Origin of the sequence: Mucilaginibacter auburnensis (assembly GCF_002797815.1) — a bacterium.
GTDB classification, from domain to species: Bacteria; Bacteroidota; Bacteroidia; order Sphingobacteriales; family Sphingobacteriaceae; genus Mucilaginibacter; species Mucilaginibacter auburnensis.
In genome coordinates this window covers 688036-710181 of sequence record NZ_PGFJ01000002.1, presented here as the reverse complement: position 1 = coordinate 710181, position 22146 = coordinate 688036, and the positions used below count along the sequence as shown (strand labels likewise).

Below are 22146 nucleotides of genomic sequence, written 5' to 3'. Positions count from 1 at the left end.
GGCCTGTTAAGTATGTGGGATGCTGAAACAAGTTCAGCATGACTTTCATTTTTTCTATATTTACCACCATGGATGATCAATTAAACTCAAAGGCAGCAGCACAACGGCTAAAAGGTGTAGCCAAGCACACACCATTGATCTATCATCCAAAGCTATCTGCTAAATACAACGCCGAAGTTTATTTAAAGCGCGAAGATATGCAGGTGGTGCGGTCGTACAAACTGCGTGGCGCTTATAACATGATCAGTCAGCTAACTGCTGATGAGTTAAGCCGTGGCGTGGTATGTGCCAGCGCGGGCAACCATGCGCAGGGCGTGGCGTTTTCCTGCAAAAAGTTAAATATAAAGGGTGTAATATTTATGCCCGAGATCACGCCTCGCCAAAAAGTAAAACAAACCGAAATGTTTGGCGATGGTAACGTACAAATAGTTTTAGTAGGAGATACTTTTGATGATTGCCTTGCTGAAGCGCTAAAGTATACTGCCGAAAACAACATGACCTTTGTGCCGCCCTTTGACAACCTGAGCGTTATTGAAGGACAAGGCACTGTAGGCGTGGAGATATTGGAAGATCTGCCGAGTGTTGAAGTAGTAGTGATGCCCGTTGGCGGCGGCGGACTTTCTGCCGGTGTGGGTACTTATTTAAAAAGCCAAAATCCCAACATCCGCATAATAGGCGTGGAGCCGCAGGGTGCAGCATCTATGTTGGAAGCCCTGGAAAACGGCGGACCTGTTACCCTTGGTATCATTAACCGTTTTGTCGATGGCGCCGCCGTTAAACGCGTAGGCGATGCTACCTACAACATCTGCAAAAACGTTTTAGACGATATGCTTACCGTTGCTGAAGGTAAAGCCTGTACAACCATACTTACCCTGTATAACGAAGATGCCATTGTGGTAGAACCTGCCGGAGCATTATCTGTTGCGGTATTGGATGAGTGCCGTGATAAAATAATCGGTAAAAAGGTAGTGTGTGTAATCAGCGGAGGTAATAATGACATAGACCGCATGGCCGAGATCAAGGAGAAGTCGTTATTATACGAGGGGTTGAAACATTACTTTATTGTCCGTTTTCCGCAGCGGCCCGGTGCTTTGAAGTTGTTTGTTAACGAGGTGCTTGGTCCGCAGGATGATATTACCCGTTTTGAGTTCATCAAGAAAACTGAGAAGGAGCAGGGACCGGCACTGGTAGGCATAGAGCTATCTAACCGCGTCGACTACAACGGACTACTGCAACGCATGAAAGATTACCGCTTTGATATAATTGAGCTTAACAAAGAGCAAACGCTGTTTGAATACCTGGTATAACTATTTGGGCAAACTGTTCAGGTAGGCGATGCTTTGCGGCACTTGCGTAACCGACGCGCTGCTTTCGTCTTCAATATAATAATGCTCAATGCCAGCCTTTTTTGCAGCTTTAATAATTGCCGGAATGTTGATCTGCCCTGTACCCAATACCACATCATTCTCCTGCGATGTCCAGCCGGTCATATCGCCTTTAACGCCTTTGTTTAGGTCTTTTAAGTGCATGGCTTTATACCGTTTAGGGTAACGTTTCAGCAGTTCGGCAGGATCATGGCCGGGGAAGAATGCCCAAAGTATGTCCAATTCAAAGCTTACATATTGCGGGTTGGTGTTTTTGACAATGTAGTCATACAGCGTACCTTCCTCATAAGGTTCAAATTCAAAGCCGTGGTTGTGGTAAATAAAAGTAAGGCCGTATTTTTCTTTAAGCGTCTTTCCAATGGCGTTAAATGTTGTTACAGCGTTCTTAGCATCATCTAAAGTAAAAGTGCCTTTGTGAGGTATGCTGGCTACGCGTACATATTTAGCACCCAGCTTTTTTGCGTTAACCGCAACTGTATCCAGTTTACCAACAGCATCTTCATAACTCACGCCAAACGATGAGCACTTTATACCCCGTTCATCTAACAGTTGCCTTATGTACTCCGCTTTTTGGCCAAACAAGTTAGAAAATTCCATATCTGTAATGCCGTTCTTTTTCACCATATCCAATGTGCCAGGCATATCTTTCTGAAACTCCTTGCGGAAGGTGTACGATACAAGGCCAGGCGCCTCGGGGAAAAGTTTAGCGCTTTGCGCATAAACGCCTAAACAACAAAACATCAGCAGGCCACAAAAAGCTGCTTTAAAACGGTTACTCATAACAGGTAAATTTGGTAAGGCAATATAGGTGTTTGCATGGTTAGTGCAACAAATTGTCTGAACTAAGATTAGAAGATTTTTAAGATGATGGGATTGACTAGTACTTTTTAAAAATTATTCAATCCTATAATCCAGCAATCATTGTTCGGACAGTAATCCTGTAATATTTTAAGCTCGAAACTTAATGCAAGCAGAATGCTTGCTGCATTTTGGGTCGAAGTTAAAAAACTTGGACCAGTTGAGCTGGGATTTTTATATATAATCCTATCATCCTAAAAATCCCTTCAATCTTAGTTCGGACAATCCTGAAACCCTTTCAATCCAATAAATCATGGTCCAGATAGTAAGTTCAAACTACTAAATCTATCACCACAGGTTGTATGGTACAGCAATTGTTTTACTCACATAAAAACATACTACCTATGGCAACTAAACAGAAAAAAGACCCATGTTGGTCCGGCTACAAAAAAGAAGGTACCAAGAAAAAGAACGGGAAAACAGTTCCCAATTGTGTTAAAGCTTCTAAGAAAGACTAAAATCAAATGTAAAAGGCCGGAAAACCGGCCTTTTTTTATAATGCGAGCTTGCAACATCTACCGTTTGTGGGAGGGAGTCGTGTGTATAATCCTACCATCGTAAAAGTCCTGCTAATCTTAGTTCACACAATACAACAAATTTACAAATCCATGAAACCACTCGATGCCTAAGGCTGCTAACTTTACGTTACAACATTAACAACAACATACTATGGAATACAGACAATTAGGTGCATCAGGGTTTTTTGTGCCGGTGCTGAGCTTTGGCACAGCAACCTTTGGCGGCGGTAATGAATTTTTTAAAGCCTGGGGCAGTACGGATGTTACCGAGGCGACGCGAATGGTTAACCTGTGCCTGGATGCCGGGGTAACCCTGTTTGATACAGCCAATGTTTACTCTCGGGGATTATCCGAAGAAATACTGGGACAGGCCATTAAAGGGCTGCATGATAAGGTGTTGATATCAACCAAAGCTACCTTCCCCATGAGCGACAATCCAAATGATGTAGGTTCATCGCGCTATAACCTAATTAGAGAGTGCGAAGCCAGTTTAAAACGCCTGGGGGTTGATCATATTGATGTTTACCATATGCACGGCTTTGACGGTAATACGCCGGTTGAAGAAACCCTACACGCCCTGCAAGACCTCATCACGGCTGGTAAAATACGTTACATTGCCTGCTCTAACTTTTCGGGCTGGCATTTAATGAAATCGCTGTCGGTTTCTGAGCGTTATGGCTGGGCGCGTTATGTGGCGCATCAGGCTTATTATTCGCTGCTTGACCGTGAGTTTGAATGGGAACTGATGCCGCTGGGCGTTGACCAAAAGGTAAGCACTATTGTTTGGAGCCCGTTATCATCAGGCAGGTTAACCGGCAAATATCGCCGCGGTGTAGAATTGCCTGCCGATAATCGTATCACACAGGGTGGCGGTCACGGCCCGGCTACTGATTTTGAGCATTTGTATACTATTGTTGATGCACTGGATGAAGTGGCAGAGGAAACAGGTAAAAGTATTTCGCAAGTAGCCTTGAACTGGCTGCTGCAAAGGCCAACCGTAGTAAACCTGATAATAGGAGCCCGTAACGAGGAGCAGTTAAAACAAAACTTAGGGGCGGTAGGATGGAACCTGACAGTTGACCAGCTTAAAAAATTGGATGCCGCAAGTAACAGAGACCCTGTTTATCCGTACTGGCATCAGCGTCAAAACACCAAACTTAACCCAATACCTAACTTGTACAAATAACAGATCAATTAAAATTGAAATAGCCCCGCAGTCGTAAGTACGATGCGGGGCTATTTGTTGTGAGATGGAATTATACCTTACGCGGTGGCAGATCAAAAGCTACAGCGTTATGCTCAAAGTGCCCTTTGTGTGAGCCATCGCAAAATGGTTTGTTGGCTGAAAGGCCACAACGGCAGATAGATACCACCGTACGGCCCTGCAAACCGTATGCATTGCCCTGCATGTCTACAATTTCAAAATCGCCGTCAATTTTTACTGATCCGTTATTGTTAATGGTTAGTTTAGTTGCCATGTTTTAGTTTTAATATGAGCGCCAAAGATAGCGTGCGGCCCTTATGGTTATTGGTGTTTTGTGTAATTCAGAATGTATCTAAAGGCTATTTAAAATGTTTTGGCAGGATAGTCGTCTGTAAGAGTAAGCTTTAGTATTTTTGACCGCTCATTAAAAACCACCATGCCTAACATACCCCCATCTAACGCGCCCAAGCCACCAGGTATTGGTAGTTTGCTTAAACCGTATCGCGGTTTGGTAATATTGCTTATTGTACTGGGGTTGCTCAGCAACGGCATTAACCTGCTGCTGCCCCGCATAATTGCCAATGGCATAGATGCCTACACCCATAAAACATTTGATTTAAATTCGGTGCTTACCGAGTTCAGCATAGCAGTTGTGCTGGTGTTTATATTCGGATACCTGCAAAGTGTGATACAAACATACGCCTCAGAACGTGTAGCCCGCGATTTGCGCACACGCCTGGCCGATAAGATCTCCCGCCAGAGCCACGCCTTTATTGAGCAGGCCAACCCGTCAAAGCTGCTTACCAACCTCACTGCTGATGCAGATTCTATCAAGCTGTTTGTATCGCAGGCTATTGTATCAATTGTATCGTCGTTGGTGATCATTTTCGGTGCGAGTGCATTGCTGTTAAGTATTAACTGGCAACTGGGGCTCACCGTAATAGCCATTATCCCAATCATTGGCGGCACCTTTTTTTATGTGCTGAAAAAGGTAAAGGTACTGTTCAAACAAAGCCGCGAGGTGATTGACTGGCTGAATAAGATCATTAACGAAAGTATCCTGGGCGCAGCACTCATCAGGGTGATTAATTCGCAAAACCTCGAGACGATGAAGTTTCTGGAAGCCAACAGCAAGGCGCGCGATTTTGGTCTGAGCATCCTTAAACTTTTTGCAGGGCTGGTGCCTGTAATTACGTTCACCGCCAACATGAGTATGTTGATTATATTGGCCTTGGGAGGGCATTATGTTATCAACGGCACCATGACGCTGGGCGATTTCTCAGCCTTTAACAGCTACCTTATTATGCTCATTTTCCCCATTTTGGTGATAGGTTTTATGAGCAATATCATTGCCCAGGCAACAGAATCTTTCCAAAGGCTTAGCGCTGTGTTAAACGCGCCTGATACCGAAGAGAAAGGAGTGGATACCGCACAGTTGCAAGGCAACGTTGCACTAAATAATGTAAGCGTGATCTACGGGGAGAAACCAGCATTGAAAAATATATCTCTTGATATTAAGGCCGGTGCCAAAATAGCCATTATTGGCCCTACAGCAGCGGGCAAAACGCAATTGCTTTACCTGCTTACCGGACTAATACCGGCTACCGAAGGTACCGTTGAATTTGATATGAAAAGCATCGAAACTTACAATAGCAAGTCCTTCCACCGTCAGGTTGGATTTGTATTTCAGGATAGCATTATATTCAATATGAGCGTGCGCGAGAATATCGCTTTTAGCGATACGGTTACTGATGAATCGCTGCAAAAAGCTATTGAGACCGCAGAACTGGCCGACTTTATAAACACCCTGCCTGATAAGTTAAATACTGTTGTTTCCGAGCGTGGCTCGAGCCTGTCTGGCGGACAAAAGCAGCGTATAATGTTGGCAAGGGCACTGGCTGTTAATCCAAAGGTTTTATTGCTGGATGATTTTACAGCGCGTGTTGATACCGCTACCGAGCAGAAAATACTGGCTAATGTACAGCTCAATTATCCGGGCACTACGCTTATATCAGTTACCCAAAAAATAGCGGCCATTGAGCATTATGATAAGATCATCGTATTGATGGATGGCGAGATGGTAGCAGAGGGTACACACGCTGAGTTGATGAGCAGCAGCCCTGAGTACGTACAGATATTTAATTCACAACAAAGCACCAGCAACTATGAACTACGATCTTAATCAACTTGCCGGCGCTCAGCAAAAAACATCTATATACAGCGGCTTAAAAAAGCTGCTGCAATTGATAGCACACGAGAGGAAAAATCTTTTGTTCGCGCTTTGCGCTATTCTGGTCAACTCCGGGCTGAACCTGTTAGGTCCTTACATTATTGGCCATACATTAGATAACTATGTGGTTAAGGCTGACGAACACATAAGCTCCGCAGAACGGTATCATGGTGTATTAATGAACTGCGCCATGCTATTAGGCATTTACCTGATTACGTTGGTGAGCAGCTATTTGCAAACACGTTTAATGGGCGGGGTAGGGCAGCGCATGTTGTTTACATTGCGAAACGCCATCTTTAATAAGTTACAGCAGTTGCCGGTGGCTTTCTTCAACCAAAACAAAGCCGGCGATCTGATCTCACGTGTAAACAATGATACCGATAAGATCAATCAGTTCTTTTCGCAGTCGTTAATGCAGTTTATTGGTAGCATTGCCACCATGGTGGGTGCGGGCATATTTTTGTTGGCTATTAATTTAAAATTAGGCGCTGCTGCACTGGCTCCGGGGTTATTGATATTGCTGTTCACCACTGTTGTGTCGCCATGGGTAAAGCGTACCAATGCCCGCAACCTGAAAAGTGTGGGGGGCATGAGTGCCGAAATACAGGAAAGCCTGAACAATTTTAAAGTCATCATCGCGTTTAACCGTCGCGACTACTTTAGAAAGCGATTTGATGTTGCCAATCAGCAGAATTATAAAACGGCTATTGGTGCTGGCTTAGCCAATAATATATTTATGCCGGTTTATACGCTGTTTGCCAGTTTCGCGCAGCTTGCGGTGTTAACCTATGGTATTTACCTGATAAGCGAGGGCGAGTTCACGGTTGGCTTGCTGATAAGTTATTTTTCGTACACCACCAACTTTTATAATCCGTTGCGTCAGCTGGCTACGCTATGGGCCAATTTCCAGGTAGCTATGGCAGGGTGGGACCGAATATCGCAAATATTAGATATGGAAACAGACCTCGCTACGGTAACTGATAACAGCGTGAATAATTCAACTGCGTTACTTGATTTTAAAAATGTGCATTTTGCCTATGGCGATAACGAAATACTGCACAACATCAATTTTAAAATGGAGCGCGGCAAAACTTACGCTTTGGTTGGACCTACCGGCGGCGGCAAAACAACAACAGCATCGTTAATAGCCCGGTTATATGACCCAACAAGCGGTAATGTTTTGTTAAATGGTAAAGATATACGCAGTTACCAACCTACCGATCGCTCAAAAAAAATAGGGTTTATTTTGCAGGAGCCTTTTCTGTTCACCGGAACTGTGCGCGAGAATATTCTATACGGAAATGAAGCGTATGCCGGATACACAGATGTGCAATTAGAGGAAGCCATTAAGAATGCAGGATTAGGCAAACTGTTAGCAATGTTTGATGCAGGTTTAGAAACCCAGGTATTATCTGCCGGCAATAGCATTAGTCTGGGGCAAAAGCAATTGATAGCTTTTATGCGGGCGGTTTTACGCAATCCCGATCTGTTGATCCTGGACGAGGCGACTGCCAATATTGATACTATCACCGAAAAACTGCTAAGCGAAATATTAAATAACCTTCCGCAACATACCACACGGGTTATTATAGCGCACCGTTTAAATACCATAGAAAATGCCGACGAGATATTTTTTGTGAACGGAGGAGAGGTTGTGCGGGCAGGCTCGTTTGATGATGCAATGGGATTGTTGCTAAATAACAAACGCGTTAGTTAACTCATTAATTAGTTAGTGCTGATTTGCAGCATTTAGCATAAATAATCTTAAATACTGACTTTTGGTGCAGAATGTGTACAAAAAACGCTTAGTCGTGCTTTCTATTAATTTTAATGATGTATAATTACCCGTGCTTGGTAAATAATTATGGCAGTTGGAGTTTTATATATTGACGACGAGATTAATAACTTAAATAGTTTTAAAGCATCTTTCAGACGCGATTTTGAAGTTTTTACAGCAATATCAGCAAAAGAGGGAAGAAAGATATTAGACGCAAATGAAATTGGTGTTATAATAACTGACCACCGGATGCCGGTTATGACAGGTATTGAATTCCTGGAATCAATACTTAACGTTTATCCTGATACCATCAGGATATTACTGACCGGCTTTGCAGATATTAATGCTGTAATGGATGCCATTAATCGTGGGCAGGTTTATAAATATATAGTTAAGCCATGGCAAAATGATGAGCTGAAAATGTACATCAGTAACGCCATGGAGATATACAGGCTGCGCCGCGAAAATAAAGACCTTACCGCAAAACTCAAGTTAGCCCTTGCCGAAATTGAATCTCTAAAAAAGTTATTGTAACAGTATTGTTATTGTGTTTTTTAAGTATGTATATTTAGCTGACTTTTTACAAGTCCCCTAAATTATTTTAAGTACTTGATAAACTTCAGGACGGTATATTGTACCTGCATCGTAGCGTTGTTGCTGTTTTGTTGGGGAGATGGGCTTGCGCAGGGCACAAGCAATAAAGGAACAGAGTTTTGGACACTGTATATGGATCATATCCGTCCGCCATCAGGTGGCGGAGGCAATATGGGTCCAAGTAGTATGATACTGTACATAACGTCAGACTTATCAACTACCGGAACGGTTGATGTTGCAGACGGGTCATTCACCGAAAATTTCTCTGTAACCGCCAACGCTGTAACAATGGTTAATATTCCGGCGGGTGCGTTTGTGGGTAGCCAGGGTCAGTTTTTAAAAGGTATTCATATCAAATCATTAAAGCCAATTGCTGTATATGGGCACATTTACGCTTCGTCAGTATCAGGCGCAACGTTGCTTTTACCGGTGAGTGCGTTAGGCAAAGACTACATGTCTATTAATTACAAGCAGTTATCAAATGCCGAAGTACAAGAGGGGGCCGCTTACTCCACAATGGCTATAATAGCCACAGAAGATAACACTTCCGTTGAAATAACCCCGTCAGAGCAACTTTTGAACGGCGAGCCAAAAGGAGTAACCTTTACCGTTAATCTGAAAAAGGGGGAAGTATATCAGGCACTATCAAATACTGATCTTACCGGCACCCGTATAAAGTCTGTAAGTAGTGCTGCCGGAAGTTGTAAACGTATAGCTGTATTTTCGGGCAGCAGTAAAATAGGCATCGGCTGTTCTGCGCCTGCACAGCTTACGTCTGATAATTTATTTCAACAGGTTTACGCTACAACTACCTGGGGGAAAAATTATGTCACTGCACCTTTAAAGTCGCGCCCATATGATGTTTACCGTATAATACTAAGCGATCCTGCAACGCAGGTAACGCTTAACGGCGCAGTGATACCGGCAAACCAATTTACTAATAACTTATATTACGAGTTTTCATCCACCACTACAAATTTTGTATCGGCAGATAAACCTGTACAGGTAGTTCAATATGCAGTTACACAGGGACAGGGCCCTAATTGCACCAGGGTTCAGGGAGATGTTGGAGACCCAGAGATGATCTACCTCAGTCCCATTGAGCAAGGCCTGGACAAGGTTACACTTTACTCAACCGGGTATTACAATATCATATCCAGCTATATCAACGTAGTTATACCCACCAGCGCCGTAAACTCGTTTACGTTGGATGGCGCGCCTTATACGTCATTCATTACTGTTCCCGGCCGCCCCGAATATTCTTATGCACAAATTTCAGTATCATCGGGCCCGTCGGCAAACAGAGGTGGTTCTGTTACCTCGGGCACACACACACTAAAAGCAGATAAGCCATTTAATGCAATAGCTTATGGTTTTGGCAGTACCGAGTCATACGGTTACGCGGCAGGAACCAATCAGGTTGACCTGAACACGCATCTTGTTTTTACAGATGTAGCTAATGATACTAAAACATTAACCGCGGCATGCAGCGGTTCGGCTTATAAGTTGCAGTTAACGTTGCCCTATCAAACTACACGCATAAGCTGGGACCTGGACAATGGCAGCCCGGCCATGTTACAAACTAACCCCATAGCTAAATCAACTTCAACGGTAGCCGGTAAAACCCTTTATAATTACGAGTACCCGGGCAGCGTTATTTACCCCCAAGGCAATTATGTAGCTACGGCAACAGTATTTAACCCGGTAGCAGACGATTGCGGATCTGACCAGGAAGTACAATTCTTTTTTGAAAGTACAGCTAAGCCTGTTAGCGCCATTGACGCTCCGGTAAATAATTGTTTGGGCGATATTGTGCAGTTTAAAGACGCGTCGGTATTAGCGGATGGCTCGTATGCTAAATCATGGTTGTGGAATTTTGGAGACAACACCACATCAACAGAACAAAACCCCAAGCACACCTATACCGCTCCGGGCGATTACACGATTACATTGATAGTAGTTGATAACAATGGCTGCAGTTCTGTTACTTCAACACGCACTGTGCACATCAGTAAACTTCCGGTGGCTTCATTTAATGCTACGGGGTTTGATTGTGTTGGTAATAGTGTTTCATTTACCAGTACATCAGTATCTGCTGATGGCAACATTGTTAGCTGGAAGTGGGATTTTAACGATGGTACGCCCGTTGAAGAGTATGCAACTGCAGCAACATTCGGGCATACTTTTACCATTGCTAAAGATTATAATGTAAAGCTTTTAATTACCACTGATAAAGGATGCACCGCCACTTATCAAAAACTCATCACTATACATCCGTTGCCGGTTGTTGATTTTACCCTGCCCGATGCCTGCCTTGATGATGTGGCTAAGTTTAATGACCTGAGTACTATTGCCGACCACACAGAGGCCGAGTTTACTTATGCGTGGAATTTTGGTGATAGTAATTCATCTGCGGCAAATAATACTTCTAATTTGAAAAATGCCCAGCACAAATACAGCGCGTCCGGAATTTATACAGTGACCCTGACTGTTACATCAAAATACAATTGTAAAACCGTTATACAGAAACAGTTTACTGTAAATGGCGCTACACCAAAAGCTAAATTTGAGGTGTTGAATAATTGTAGTGGAAGTGATATTGTTTTTAAAGATCTTTCTGCCCCGAGTTTTGGAAACATTACTAAACTTACCTGGTATTTTGATTACGATAACCATCCGGAGATATCTGAAACCTTCAATTCAAGTGCAATGCATGCCGATGGTTTGTATAACCATAGTTATGGCTTATTCAATACGCCGGCCAGTAAAACCTTCCATGTTAAATTGATTGCTTACTCGGGCGATAGCCAATCATGTACAAATGTTTTTGATGATAACATTGTCATCAATGCAAACCCCACGATAACGTTGGTTTATAATAACGCCCCTATAACAAGCGATATTGTACTTTGTAGCGACAATGGAGATATTACGATACATGAGGATAAGGGTATATACCAGGGCTCGGGTACGTTTACCGGCACCGGAATAACATCTGCCGGCAAGTTTGATCCGTCGTTATCTGGCACCGGTACGTTTAATATCAAGTATGTTTTCACTGCTGACGGTACCGCATGCACTTACACAACTAATTTTAACATTGTGGTTAATCCAATACCGGTAATTCAGGATGACGAGCAATACGGCATGTTGGAAGGGCAAACATTGTTATTAAAGCCAAATGTGAGTATAAGTTCTGGTACCTTGAAATATAGCTGGTCGCCGGATGCAACGCTGAGCGATGCTACTATTGCCAAACCATATGCCAGTCCTAAAGAAGACATAACCTACACGTTGACAGTAACATCCGATAAAGGATGTACAGCCGTGAAATCTTTTTTTGTAAAAGTTTTAAAAACGCCGCTTATCCCTAATGCATTTACGCCTAACAATGATGGGATAAACGACAGGTGGGAGATCAAATATTTAGATATGTATCCGAATGTAAAGGTGGATATATTTAGTCGCAGCGGGGAAAAGGTTTTCTCCTCAAGAGGGTACGGCATACCGTGGGATGGTACCCGCGGCGGCGGAAATTTGCCAATGGGAACCTACTATTATATTATTGATCCCGGTAGCGGACGCAAAACCACATCAGGATATGTAAGTATTATTAAATGATAAAAAGTTATGTTGGTTATAGTATGATTAAGTCAGAAAAGCTATATTCGTCGATAATTGTTTCGGTGTATTTAAAGTAATAAGTAAAAGTTACAGTAATTAAATCGCCATAGCCAAAAAATTGCTTTATAAGTGCGGAGTTATTCCTAAATGAAAAAAATTTTACTCTTTGTTTTCATCCTAAGCGCGCGTGCCGGTATGGCACAGCAACTCCCACAGTTTACACAATACATTTTTAACAGCTACTTACTCAATCCTGCAGTAACCGGTATTGAAAATTATACCGATGTAAAGGTTGGGCACCGTAACCAGTGGGTTGGTTTAGAAGGAGCGCCCGTAACAAGTTATCTTTCTATCAATGCGCCAATAGGTCGTAATTTTATTGAAGGAGATGCCACCAGCTTTTTAGCTGAAGGTGGAATCAATCCGTCAAGCAGATTATTTACGCAAAACTACCAGGCAGCAGAACCGCACCACGGTATTGGTGCGATTGTGATGACTGACAAGGCGGGGCCTTTTACTCAAACTAACGTAGCCGCAACTTATGCTTACCACTTGGGCTTAACTGCGCGGATGAACCTTTCTGTTGGTGTAATGGCAGGGTTCAATCGACTAAACCTAAATACCCAAGGGCTTACCCTTACCGACCAAAATGATCCGGCTATTACCAACGGCTTCAATAACAGCCAATGGAAACCGGACGTAGGTGTGGGTGTATGGTTATATTCGTCTAATTACTTTGTTGGCTTATCTGCTAAGCAGATATTACCTCAAACCTATTATTTTAATAATACAAAGGCCCCTAAAACCGGTAGCCAAACCGTTCCGCATTTTTATTTTACTGCTGGCGCTAAATTGTTCATGACGGATGAAATCACCTTTATGCCATCTGTAATGGTAAAAAGAACAGATCCGGTACCACTTACATTTGACATAAACGGTAAATTTAACTTTCAGGACAAATTTTGGATAGGTGGTTCCTACCGTCATAATGATGCCGCAGCGCTGTTAGCCGGCTTTAACCTGAGCTCCCTTATCAACGTGGGATATAGTTATGATATCACCACATCAGCCCTAAATACAGTTAGCCGTGGCACCCACGAGATATTCTTGGGATTGATGCTCAATAATCGTTACAAAGTTACTTCGCCTCAGCACGGTTTTTAAAAGTGCTGTTGAGTTATTTAGCAAGCGTATAATCTTCCCCAAAATTGCCTGGCGTTGCCACATAGATTTCGGTTTATCTACTAATTTTTTTATTGGTGTTTGACCGCGCCTGCTTTTTAAATAGCTTTACCGCAAATCATCAATAAATATGAAATATTGGTTAGTTAAGTCAGAACCGCATAAATACAGTTGGGAAAAATTTAATGAGGATGGCCGCACCTTTTGGGATGGTGTACGAAATTACCAGGCTCGCAACAATCTGCGCGAAATGAAAGAGGGCGACCTGGCCTTGTTTTACCACAGTAACGAGGGTAAAGAAGTGGTAGGCATTGCCAAAATAGTTAAAGAAGCATATCAGGATCCAACTACCGAAGATACTAACTGGGTAGTGGTTGAACTGGAACCCGTTGAAGCGCTGAAAAAGCCGGTTACTTTGGCCCAGATAAAAGCCGACCCGATGCTTAAGGATATTCAACTTATTAAATTAAGTCGCCTATCGGTTGCGAGCATTAAGCCGGAAGAGTTTGATCACATACTGCAATTAGGAAACGAATAATATAAAAACACCGCTGTACTTACAGGGTTATTTAAAAGATATGAATTACAGAAAATTTAAAGATGTAGCTGTTGCTGAAGTAGGCTTAGGCACCTGGCAGTTAGGTAGCGCCGACTGGGGGAATGTTAGCGATGATGACGCGTTTGCTATTTTAAATGCCTACGTTGACGGCGGCGGCAATTTTATTGATACAGCTGATGTATACGGCATGGGCGTGAGCGAGCAGGTGATAGGCCGTTTTTTAAAAACTGTTGATGAGCCAATTTATGTAGCTACTAAATTGGGCCGTAGAGGCGACGAGCCTAATGGCTGGCCGCAAAACTTTACTTACGATGCCATGCGCCGTCAAGTGGAAGATTCATTACGCCACCTGGATGTGCCGCAATTGTTTTTAGAGCAGTTGCATTGCATACCTACGGAAGAAATGCGCTTGGGCAAGGTGTTTGACTATTTACGCAAGTTTAAGGAGGAGGGATTGATAGCTAACTTTGGTGCCAGCGTTGAAACATCCGAAGAAGCTTTGATATGTTTGGAGCAGGAGGGACTGGCTTCATTACAGATCATTTTTAACCTGTTCCGTCAGCATGTCGCTGACCAGGTATTTGCCAAAGCAGCCGAGAAGGGCGTAGCTATTATTGCACGCGTGCCTTTGGCCAGCGGTTTATTAACCGGCCGTTTTAATCAACAAACCCGTTTTGCAGAGAATGATCACCGTAACTATAACGCCAATGGCGAGAAGTTCAATGTTGGCGAAACTTTCTCTGGTGTTGAGTTTAACGAAGGGGTTAAGTTCTCTCAACAAATAGGCGCTATGCTGCCTGACGAACGGATGGCACAATGGTCTATCAGGTGGATATTAGACCACCCGCAGGTAACTACGGTTATACCCGGAGCTTCTAAAGTTTCTCAGGTTGAAAGCAATATTGAAGCATCTACATTGCCGCCTTTATCGGCACAAACTTTTAGCGATCTGCGCAAGTTGTACGATGCCGAAATTTACAACAAGATAAGAGGCGTGTATTAGTGGTTTGGTCGGTTAAAATTAAATTCTTAGTTTTAACCGACCAAACCATTTTAAATATGAGCCTTCCCGAGATTAAAGCATATAAGCTGTTATTTGCTCTTGTTTTAATAATTACTTCATTTAACGGCTACGCTCAAAAATTGCCTGTTAAACAGGAGGGAAGTTTGCGGGCACCTGCAAGCGTTAAAATTGATGGTAAAACCAGCGAATGGAACTTTAAAGCTTACAATATTGCTACAGATGTTTTTTATACCATTGCGCATGATGCCGAAAATATCTACCTCGTTATAAAAGCCGCTGATGAAAGTTCAATGCGCAAAATTATCAGTAATGGTATAACCTTTAAAGTGAGCAGCAGCGCAAAAAAGAACGATACCACAGCTGCAACTATCACCTTTCCTTTATTTAATTATAAAAATAAACCTGCTATTACGTTTACCATAAAATCTAAACCAGTTGATAGTATTGATTACTTTATAGCAGCAAATAATAAACAGCTTACTGCAAACGGAAAGTTTTTAAGAACCCGAGGGTTTACTAATGTAGATACTTTGTTGTCAGTGTATAATACCGCCGGCATCACTATAGCTTCAGCTTTTGATAAGGATGGGAACTACAACTATGAACTTGCGATATCCCGAAAACTTATAAGTCCTTTCGTTAATGCTAACAATGGTATTTTTTATACGGTAATTGTTAACGGGATAAAATTAGATGACATGCCCGGCGTAACTGTTACGCGTAGCGACAACGGCACTATAACGGCCATTGATGTGAGAAAATCAGATTTTCGGCCTGGTTTGAGTGAGGGGATAAGCGTCCCGACTGATTTTTCAGGCGAATATGTGTTTACTAAATAAAGCAATAGTTATATTTAGCTACTGTTTGCCAAAATAGTTGGATACGTCAAAGTAAACAGCTATTTCACGCCCGTCTTGCGCAGTAATACTCACAACTTCATGCTGCTTGCCTTTGTAATCTTCATAACGTTGTGAAAGGCGTTTGTAGCCAGGATATAGCGTTGATAGTTGCAGGTTTTCAGCCTGTACGCCATTGGTTTCATTTTTTTCGTTGATAACTATAGCTCGTTCAAATGAACTTCCGTCGCGCTGCGCATCAAAGGCTGTAGTTGTTTTGGGCAACGGCGCGCTGGTAGTGGTATCAGTACTACTTTCCGGTATAGTGTTGCGGTTGCTTGAACAAGCGGCTAATAGTGACGCGACTACGATCAAGGCAAAAAATTTAGTTTTCATAGCTTTTGCAGTTTATGTAATAAGCTGTAAAGGCTATGAAAAGTTTTATTCCTTCTCCACAAAAAGCGCCTTTAATTCTGTAGCATCATTTGGTTTTAACTTGCCATCTAAGATGAGTCGCAACTGGCGGCGGCGAAGTGCGCCATCATAAAGCACTTGTTCCGCAGGTGTGCCAGGTACCAGTTCAGGTACAGGTAGCTTGTTTCCGGCGGCATCTAAGGCTACAAATGTATAATAAGCTTCGTTACTCTTTACACGCGTGCCTGACGGCACATTCTCTGCCCACACATCCATCCTCACCTCAACAGAAGTGGTAAACGCCCGGGATACCCGTGCTTCAATGGTTACAACATCACCCAGTTTAATTGAATGTTTAAATGATACACTATCAACCGACACTGTTACCGCCAAACTGTTGCAATGCTTTTGCGCAGATATGGCCGCTGCAATATCCATCCAATGCAGTAACCTGCCACCCATCAAATTGTGCAGCATATTGGTATCATTGGGTAATACCAATTCATTCATAATAGTTAGAGAGTCCTGGGGCTTTTTTGCAATCATAAGCGGTGTTTTTGTAAATATACGCTGTTGCCGCACAATAATAGCGCGGCACTGTTAAGTATCATATCAAACTAAAGGAATAATAGCTATTTTTATTGCCAACAATACCCATACCTAAGCAAAACTTATGAAAAAGATATTTTTTGTTCTTTTGTTAATTCTGAGTGCAAATGCAAAGCTGTTTGCCGATGTTATCAACATAGATCATTTTATTGTTAAAGAGAATCCGTTTGCCGAAAGGGAAGTAGCCATAGTAGCGGTTGACTCGTTGGAGAACATCCGCGAAGATGTAGATGGTTTATTCAGTTTTACCATAAACGGCTTTGAAGAACAAATGCGCTTTGAAAAAGGTACTGCCTTTTACCACCGTAAGTTAGATAAAAGCAGTTTTTTCTACGTAAAGCACATCAATGATAACGGCACCCACGCTATGCTGTATTATATATATAAACAAGACGGCGGCTTAAAACCTATAAAAGTAAGCTGGGCGCTGCTGTTGGGTATACCGCTTGGATTGGTGTTATTGGGCTATTTGTTTAAGCGCTTTATAGCCATTATACTCATTGTGTTCTGTATATTTTTGTTTTTTAACTATCAGAATGGTTTAAGCATTTCTACATTTTTGGAAAGTATTGTGAATGGATTGAAGGGGGTGTTTGGTGGGTAAAGATTAGTAATTAAAGATTGAAGATTAGTGTGTTGTGATAGTAAGCGGATTCCACCAGTCTTTATCTTTACTAACCAATCTTCAAATCAAAACGGCATTCCAATACCAAAGTTCAGCTGCATAAAATTGTAGCTTTCACCGCCGTTTGCTTTGCTATAGCTATCCTTGAATGCACCGCTTTTGAACAACTCGTTGGTATGTTTAAATAGCACCCATTGGTCTGATCCGTTAAATTGAGGATCTTTTACTTTAAACGCGGCATCAAGGCGGAACACAAAGAAATTTAGATCAAAGCGCAAACCGGTACCAACGCCAATGGCTGATGATCCTAAAATGTTGCTAAATTTAAACTCACCACCCGGATTCTCCACCTCGGGGCGTAAGCGCCATATGTTACCGGCATCAACAAATACTGCACCTTTTAAAACCGTTCCGAAAAAGTTGTTTGCCAATTTATAACGGTATTCGGCATTCATTACCAGCTTTACCTCGCCAAACTGGTCAATATATTTTAAACGGGCTCGTGTAACGTTGTCGCTCCCATAAGCTGTGCCACGGTTAAACTGGCCGGGGCCAAGTGTACGTGGCAGCCATGCGCGAATATCATTAGCCCCTCCGGTATAAAAATTCTTCTCGAAAATTAACTGTGTGCTGTTTCCGTAAGGAACGCCAATCCCTGGGTTCAAACGCAAAATAAACTGTCTGTTACCACCTAAAGCTTTGTAAACCCTAAAGTCTATCTCCGTTTTTGCATATTGTGCAAAGGTATAACCAAAAAGGGTGCGCTGGCCTTGTGCATCCTTTGGCGTGTTAAAAACGTTGCTCACCAATGACAGCATATTGCCGCCAACATCAAGCAAACCGCGGAAATAGGTGAAGTTTTTTAAACTGTTTAACTGGTTGCCGTTAACCTGGTAAGTATACTGACTACCGGTTGTAAATACAGTACGCCCGATCAGATACACATATGAGTACCTGTTTTGATCAAGTAATTGCTGGCGCGCAGTTGGATCAATTGAGCCCTTTGAAAACTCTATGTTGCCGGCTGTTATACTGTGTACTTTATTAGCTGTTTCTGCAAAATCATAAGTGATGGAGTTAACAAAACTTGTACGGGTAACAAGGTCGCGCTGAAAGAAAAGCGAGTAGTTACTGGCAAACGTGGTATGGGGGACCCCATATTTCCCAGGCTTGGCAAAATTAAACGGCGATATAATACGCGGGTAGCTTAAACTTACCCCTACCTTAAAATCCTGGTTGGTGACGCCGCTGGAACCTACCAAATCATTGCCGGTTGCATATAAAATACTGTAGTTAAATTTAATCTGAAGTATCGCAGCCTGTTTAAATATGTTCCGGTCGGTAAATGTATTCCCTATGTTGTACCCATAGCGGCCGCCGGCAAATAAAAACTCGCCTTCAACCCGGTCTGACATCTTTTTTAGCGGAACAATGTCTATGCGGCTATTCAGCCGGTTAGTGCTGTCGGCGGTTTTTGTATAAGTAGGGTTGGGCACGTTACGGAAAACGTTTAATTCTGATAACCGGGATGTTGTGATGGTCTGCATATCAACGTTGTAGGTCTCGCCCTTTTTCTGAAAAATATAGTCGGTAACGGTATGCGGCTTAAACTTACGCGAATGATCAACAAACCTGAATTGTGAATCAACCTGTATGGTGTCTGTGTTTTCGCTGGGCTGGCGGTTGCTGTTAAGAATGGTTATCAGGGTATTATTGATGGTATAAACCGGATGTTCGTTTTTATCAGCCGGATTATCAATGATCATTTTTAAGTCAACTACGCTGTTGTTAAAGGTAGAGTCATAAGTAAAGTTGATGTACTGGCGATAAAAGTCATAATACCCGTTACGCTTCATTACCTGGTAAAAAGCATCGCGGTTATAGGCTACACTATCAAGATCAAAACGTCCGCCGGGGCGCAGGTGGGAAAATTCGGGTGAGGATGAGCGAAATAAAGAACGGACTTTTCCGTCAGGTATGCTGTCGCTTAATTTGCGTATTCTGAATAGCGGTCCCTGGTTGGTGATAAAAACCAGTTCTGCTTTTTTCTTTTTTATAACGATGCTGTCTGTTACCTGTGCTTTTAAATAACCCTTGGTTTGGATGAATTTTTCTATCTGCATGCGCGAAAATTCAACCAGGTTACTGTCTAAAATAGACGGCGGTTCGCCAATTTTTCTTTTTCCGTTTTTACTGAACCAGTAGTAGAACTGCAGGTTTACAACGCTGTTGGGTTGTTGCTGTTTATCAACGTAATTAGCCGCAGCCTCGCTAAATTCCTTGTCCATTCCCTTGATGGTGATTTTACGTACGAGGGACTGGTTAGGGCCAAGCTTTCGGGTTAAACTACATCCGGTAACAATAAAGAGCAGAAGAATACTTAATATTGTAAAGCGACAAAGGTTTGTTTTTATAATATATGCTTTCAAAGTCCCGGATCAGTTTATTACAATCATTACAACAAAAAAAATTCCGCAAACAGCATGGCGTGTTTTTGGTTGAGGGCTATAAATCTGTTATTGAATTTGTTAATTCAGCCTATCAAATTGAGGCAATTTACTACTCACCTGCAAGCGGCTCAAAATTGAGCAAATTATTGCACAATAAAAACACCGCCGAAGTATCATTAACCATTCTGGAGAAAATAAGTTCTTTAAAAACAGCACCAGATGTTGTGGCAGTAGTTAAAATACCCGATTGGGACAATTTAAAGCCGGTTTCGCTAAAAAATAAATTTTCATTGGCATTGGATGGAGTGCAGGACCCGGGCAACATGGGTACCATTATCCGCACGGCAGATTGGTATGGAATACAGGATATTATTTGCTCAGAAGATACTGTTGACGTTTATAACCCTAAAGTGGTGCAAGCTACCATGGGTTCGCTTTCGAGAATAAATTTAAGGTACACTGATTTAGCCTCTGTTTTAACCGATGCCCAAATGCCGGTTTACGGTGCTTTGCTTAATGGAGAAAATATATACTCAACCACCTTTGCATCTGAAGGACTGGTTGTTATGGGTAACGAAGGTAATGGCTTACGGCCTGAAATTACGCGTTTAGTAACCGAGGCTATTACCATACCACGCGTTGGTGAGGCCGAATCATTGAATGTAGCCATAGCTACTGCAATTTTTTGTTCAGAAATAAGCAGAAATAAATTGGCAGGCAATAAATAATTGCTATTTTTGCACTCCTTTAAAAGGGTCGGATGGCCGAGTGGCTAGGCAGAGGTCTGCAAAACCTCCTACAGCGGTTCGAATCCGCTTCCGACCTCAAGGTTAAAAATATTCAATAAATTAAAGAATCGTCATGGGCGTAACTCGTTTAAAAAGAAAAGACAGAAGAAATAAAACTTTCTCAAGACTGGAAGTTCAATTCTTAAAAAATGCAACTAACCTGGAGTTTGGTAGCCGTTCATTCGAGCCAAAAAAGAGCCAGATAGCAAAAAACAATGAAGCCTTAGCTATTGCAGCAGGTAAATAATTGTTAAAAAGATTGTGATTAAAAGCCTTACCGGAAAACGGTGAGGCTTTTTTTGTTGGCATTGTGTGAACTAGGAGTGTAAGATTTAAGGAATAATCCTAAAATTATAATAATCTTATAAATCTTAGTTCAGACAATCATAGTTCAGACAGTATTTTTTTATTGATCTCTTTGATCAACCCTGGCCCTTCATAAATAAAACCGGTATATAACTGTACCAATGACGCACCGGCTTTTATTTTCTCCAAAGCATCATCACCTGAGTGTATACCACCTACACCAATGATAGGGAAGGAGCGGTTAGACTTATCAGCAAGGTAGCGGATAACTTCAGTTGAGCGGCTGTTTAACAAAGCACCACTTAAACCACCGGCTTCGGTTTTTAAATCTTCATTTGTTAAGCCCGATTTATCAATAGTAGTATTGGTGGCAATTATACCGGCGATTTTAGTTTCCTGTACAATTTCTACAATATCGTCCAGTTGTTCGTTGGTTAGGTCAGGGGCAATTTTGAGTAGTATTGGTCTGCTAATGCCGTTTTTATTGTTGCGTTGTTGAAGGGTATTCAATATGTTCATTAGCGGCTCTTTTTCCTGCAAGGCACGTAAACCGGGGGTATTAGGAGAGCTTACATTCACCACAAAGTAATCAACCACATCAAACAAGCGGTCAAAGCATTTTATGTAATCGCTTACAGCTTCTTCATTCGGGGTGTCTTTATTTTTACCAATGTTTCCACCAATGATTAAACCTTTTTGTGCTTCAGGTTGATTTTTACGGTAGGTAGCAATGCGAGAGGCCAACACATCAACCCCCAAGTTGTTGAAACCCATTCGGTTAATAATAGCCTTATCGTTCGGACTACGAAACATTCTCGGCTTAGGGTTGCCCGGTTGCGGTAACGGGGTAACTGTACCCAGCTCAACAAAGCCGAAGCCAAGGTTAGCCATTTCGCTGATCACCTCGCCATTTTTATCAAATCCGGCCGCCAATCCTACAGGGTTGTTAAACGTAAGGCCAAAAACCTCTCTTTTTAATTGGTCATCCCGCAGGTCCCACAATGCACGACTCAACTTGCTGCCACCGGGAAAGCGGTTAAAGCGTTTTAGGTTGCGCGTTACAAAATAGTGAACATTCTCGGGGTCAAACTGAAAAAGGATGGGTTTAATGAGTTGGTACATGGCCGCAAAGTTAGCAGTTTTGCTGGTTCATAGTTCATGGT

General features: G+C 42.4%; 19 protein-coding genes and 1 tRNA gene. 14 read left to right on the top strand and 6 right to left on the bottom strand.

The window, feature by feature from the left end:
* Positions 1 to 68: 68 nt before the first annotated feature.
* Positions 69 to 1307: a threonine ammonia-lyase IlvA gene (gene ilvA, locus CLV57_RS13780; RefSeq protein WP_100341966.1), complete on the top strand. Its 1239-nt coding sequence runs from the start codon at positions 69 to 71 to the stop codon at positions 1305 to 1307.
* On the opposite strand, the gene CLV57_RS13775 is transcribed toward ilvA, so the two are convergent.
* Positions 1308 to 2165 (bottom strand): sugar phosphate isomerase/epimerase family protein, encoded by an 858-nt coding sequence (locus tag CLV57_RS13775; protein WP_211290076.1) that lies wholly within the window; start codon positions 2163 to 2165, stop codon positions 1308 to 1310.
* A gap of 747 nt (positions 2166 to 2912) precedes the next feature.
* Between CLV57_RS13775 and CLV57_RS13770 the strand changes: the two genes are divergently transcribed.
* Positions 2913 to 3947, top strand: a complete 1035-nt coding sequence (locus tag CLV57_RS13770; RefSeq protein WP_100341965.1) for an aldo/keto reductase — start codon at positions 2913 to 2915, stop codon at positions 3945 to 3947.
* A 70-nt stretch (positions 3948 to 4017) separates the two neighbouring features.
* Here CLV57_RS13770 and CLV57_RS13765 read toward each other — a convergent pair whose 3' ends face one another.
* Positions 4018 to 4239 (bottom strand): CDGSH iron-sulfur domain-containing protein, encoded by a 222-nt coding sequence (locus CLV57_RS13765; protein ID WP_100341964.1) that lies wholly within the window; start codon positions 4237 to 4239, stop codon positions 4018 to 4020.
* 162 nt (positions 4240 to 4401) lie between these two features.
* Between CLV57_RS13765 and CLV57_RS13760 the strand changes: the two genes are divergently transcribed.
* From CLV57_RS13760 to CLV57_RS13725, 8 genes are all read left to right on the top strand, one after another.
* On the top strand, positions 4402 to 6147 hold the full coding sequence (locus CLV57_RS13760; protein WP_100341963.1) for an ABC transporter ATP-binding protein: 1746 nt from the start codon (positions 4402 to 4404) through the stop codon (positions 6145 to 6147).
* Positions 6131 to 7912: an ABC transporter ATP-binding protein gene (locus tag CLV57_RS13755; protein WP_100341962.1), complete on the top strand. Its 1782-nt coding sequence runs from the start codon at positions 6131 to 6133 to the stop codon at positions 7910 to 7912. The genes CLV57_RS13760 and CLV57_RS13755 overlap by 17 nt, the downstream gene beginning before the upstream one ends.
* 147 nt (positions 7913 to 8059) lie before the next feature.
* The gene (locus CLV57_RS13750; protein ID WP_100341961.1) at positions 8060 to 8506 is read left to right on the top strand and encodes a response regulator; all 447 of its coding nucleotides are present in this window, start codon (positions 8060 to 8062) and stop codon (positions 8504 to 8506) included.
* Between the two features lie 75 nt (positions 8507 to 8581).
* The gene (locus CLV57_RS18725) at positions 8582 to 12187 is read left to right on the top strand and encodes a PKD domain-containing protein (protein WP_157799163.1); all 3606 of its coding nucleotides are present in this window, start codon (positions 8582 to 8584) and stop codon (positions 12185 to 12187) included.
* A gap of 150 nt (positions 12188 to 12337) precedes the next feature.
* The gene (locus CLV57_RS13740; protein WP_100341959.1) at positions 12338 to 13354 is read left to right on the top strand and encodes a PorP/SprF family type IX secretion system membrane protein; all 1017 of its coding nucleotides are present in this window, start codon (positions 12338 to 12340) and stop codon (positions 13352 to 13354) included.
* 148 nt (positions 13355 to 13502) lie between these two features.
* The gene (locus CLV57_RS13735; RefSeq protein ID WP_100341958.1) at positions 13503 to 13910 is read left to right on the top strand and encodes an EVE domain-containing protein; all 408 of its coding nucleotides are present in this window, start codon (positions 13503 to 13505) and stop codon (positions 13908 to 13910) included.
* Between the two features lie 40 nt (positions 13911 to 13950).
* Positions 13951 to 14934: an aldo/keto reductase gene (locus CLV57_RS13730; protein ID WP_100341957.1), complete on the top strand. Its 984-nt coding sequence runs from the start codon at positions 13951 to 13953 to the stop codon at positions 14932 to 14934.
* 56 nt (positions 14935 to 14990) lie between these two features.
* Entirely contained in the window at positions 14991 to 15794 is an 804-nt protein-coding gene (locus tag CLV57_RS13725; RefSeq protein ID WP_157799162.1) for a hypothetical protein, read from the top strand.
* An 18-nt stretch (positions 15795 to 15812) separates the two neighbouring features.
* On the opposite strand, the gene CLV57_RS13720 is transcribed toward CLV57_RS13725, so the two are convergent.
* Positions 15813 to 16187 carry a hypothetical protein gene (locus tag CLV57_RS13720; protein ID WP_100341955.1) on the bottom strand — a complete coding sequence of 125 codons (375 nt, stop codon included), beginning with the start codon at positions 16185 to 16187 and terminating at the stop codon, positions 15813 to 15815.
* Between the two features lie 45 nt (positions 16188 to 16232).
* Complete coding sequence (locus CLV57_RS13715; protein WP_100341954.1) at positions 16233 to 16751, bottom strand: acyl-CoA thioesterase; 519 nt, start codon at positions 16749 to 16751, stop codon at positions 16233 to 16235.
* Between the two features lie 127 nt (positions 16752 to 16878).
* Here CLV57_RS13715 and CLV57_RS13710 point away from each other — a divergent pair, with 127 nt between their 5' ends.
* Positions 16879 to 17418, top strand: a complete 540-nt coding sequence (locus CLV57_RS13710) for a hypothetical protein (protein ID WP_100341953.1) — start codon at positions 16879 to 16881, stop codon at positions 17416 to 17418.
* 86 nt (positions 17419 to 17504) lie between these two features.
* On the opposite strand, the gene tamL is transcribed toward CLV57_RS13710, so the two are convergent.
* Positions 17505 to 19868 carry a translocation and assembly module lipoprotein TamL gene (gene tamL, locus CLV57_RS13705; protein ID WP_449560054.1) on the bottom strand — a complete coding sequence of 788 codons (2364 nt, stop codon included), beginning with the start codon at positions 19866 to 19868 and terminating at the stop codon, positions 17505 to 17507.
* Here tamL and CLV57_RS13700 point away from each other — a divergent pair.
* From CLV57_RS13700 to CLV57_RS13690, 3 genes are all read left to right on the top strand, one after another.
* Positions 19859 to 20617, top strand: coding sequence for a TrmH family RNA methyltransferase (locus CLV57_RS13700; protein WP_100341951.1), 759 nt, complete (start codon positions 19859 to 19861; stop codon positions 20615 to 20617). The two genes, tamL and CLV57_RS13700, sit on opposite strands and share 10 nt — an antisense overlap.
* Before the next feature lie 26 nt (positions 20618 to 20643).
* Positions 20644 to 20714 (top strand) — tRNA-Cys (locus tag CLV57_RS13695).
* Positions 20715 to 20750: 36 nt separating this feature from the next.
* Positions 20751 to 20924: a spore protein gene (locus CLV57_RS13690; protein ID WP_100341950.1), complete on the top strand. Its 174-nt coding sequence runs from the start codon at positions 20751 to 20753 to the stop codon at positions 20922 to 20924.
* Between the two features lie 137 nt (positions 20925 to 21061).
* Here the strand turns inward: CLV57_RS13690 and CLV57_RS13685 are convergent, their stop codons facing one another.
* On the bottom strand, positions 21062 to 22105 hold the full coding sequence (locus CLV57_RS13685; RefSeq protein WP_100341949.1) for a quinone-dependent dihydroorotate dehydrogenase: 1044 nt from the start codon (positions 22103 to 22105) through the stop codon (positions 21062 to 21064).
* Between the last annotated feature and the right edge of the window lie 41 nt (positions 22106 to 22146).

Bases quoted from the DNA above. Each gene is read 5' to 3' on its own strand.
- CLV57_RS13735 (WP_100341958.1), top strand. From the start codon at position 13,503: ATGAAATATTGGTTAGTTAAGTCAGAACCGCATAAATACAGTTGGGAA.
- CLV57_RS13685 (WP_100341949.1), bottom strand. From the start codon at position 22,105: ATGTACCAACTCATTAAACCCATCCTTTTTCAGTTTGACCCCGAGAAT.
- CLV57_RS13740 (WP_100341959.1), top strand. From the start codon at position 12,338: ATGAAAAAAATTTTACTCTTTGTTTTCATCCTAAGCGCGCGTGCCGGT.
- CLV57_RS13725 (WP_157799162.1), top strand. From the start codon at position 14,991: ATGAGCCTTCCCGAGATTAAAGCATATAAGCTGTTATTTGCTCTTGTT.
- CLV57_RS13755 (WP_100341962.1), top strand. From the start codon at position 6,131: ATGAACTACGATCTTAATCAACTTGCCGGCGCTCAGCAAAAAACATCT.
- CLV57_RS13700 (WP_100341951.1), top strand. From the start codon at position 19,859: ATGCTTTCAAAGTCCCGGATCAGTTTATTACAATCATTACAACAAAAA.
- CLV57_RS13730 (WP_100341957.1), top strand. From the start codon at position 13,951: ATGAATTACAGAAAATTTAAAGATGTAGCTGTTGCTGAAGTAGGCTTA.
- CLV57_RS13710 (WP_100341953.1), top strand. From the start codon at position 16,879: ATGAAAAAGATATTTTTTGTTCTTTTGTTAATTCTGAGTGCAAATGCA.
- CLV57_RS13690 (WP_100341950.1), top strand. From the start codon at position 20,751: ATGGGCGTAACTCGTTTAAAAAGAAAAGACAGAAGAAATAAAACTTTC.
- CLV57_RS13765 (WP_100341964.1), bottom strand. From the start codon at position 4,239: ATGGCAACTAAACTAACCATTAACAATAACGGATCAGTAAAAATTGAC.
- CLV57_RS13770 (WP_100341965.1), top strand. From the start codon at position 2,913: ATGGAATACAGACAATTAGGTGCATCAGGGTTTTTTGTGCCGGTGCTG.
- ilvA (WP_100341966.1), top strand. From the start codon at position 69: ATGGATGATCAATTAAACTCAAAGGCAGCAGCACAACGGCTAAAAGGT.
- CLV57_RS13720 (WP_100341955.1), bottom strand. From the start codon at position 16,187: ATGAAAACTAAATTTTTTGCCTTGATCGTAGTCGCGTCACTATTAGCC.
- CLV57_RS13775 (WP_211290076.1), bottom strand. From the start codon at position 2,165: ATGAGTAACCGTTTTAAAGCAGCTTTTTGTGGCCTGCTGATGTTTTGT.
- CLV57_RS13760 (WP_100341963.1), top strand. From the start codon at position 4,402: ATGCCTAACATACCCCCATCTAACGCGCCCAAGCCACCAGGTATTGGT.
- CLV57_RS13715 (WP_100341954.1), bottom strand. From the start codon at position 16,751: ATGATTGCAAAAAAGCCCCAGGACTCTCTAACTATTATGAATGAATTG.
- CLV57_RS13750 (WP_100341961.1), top strand. From the start codon at position 8,060: ATGGCAGTTGGAGTTTTATATATTGACGACGAGATTAATAACTTAAAT.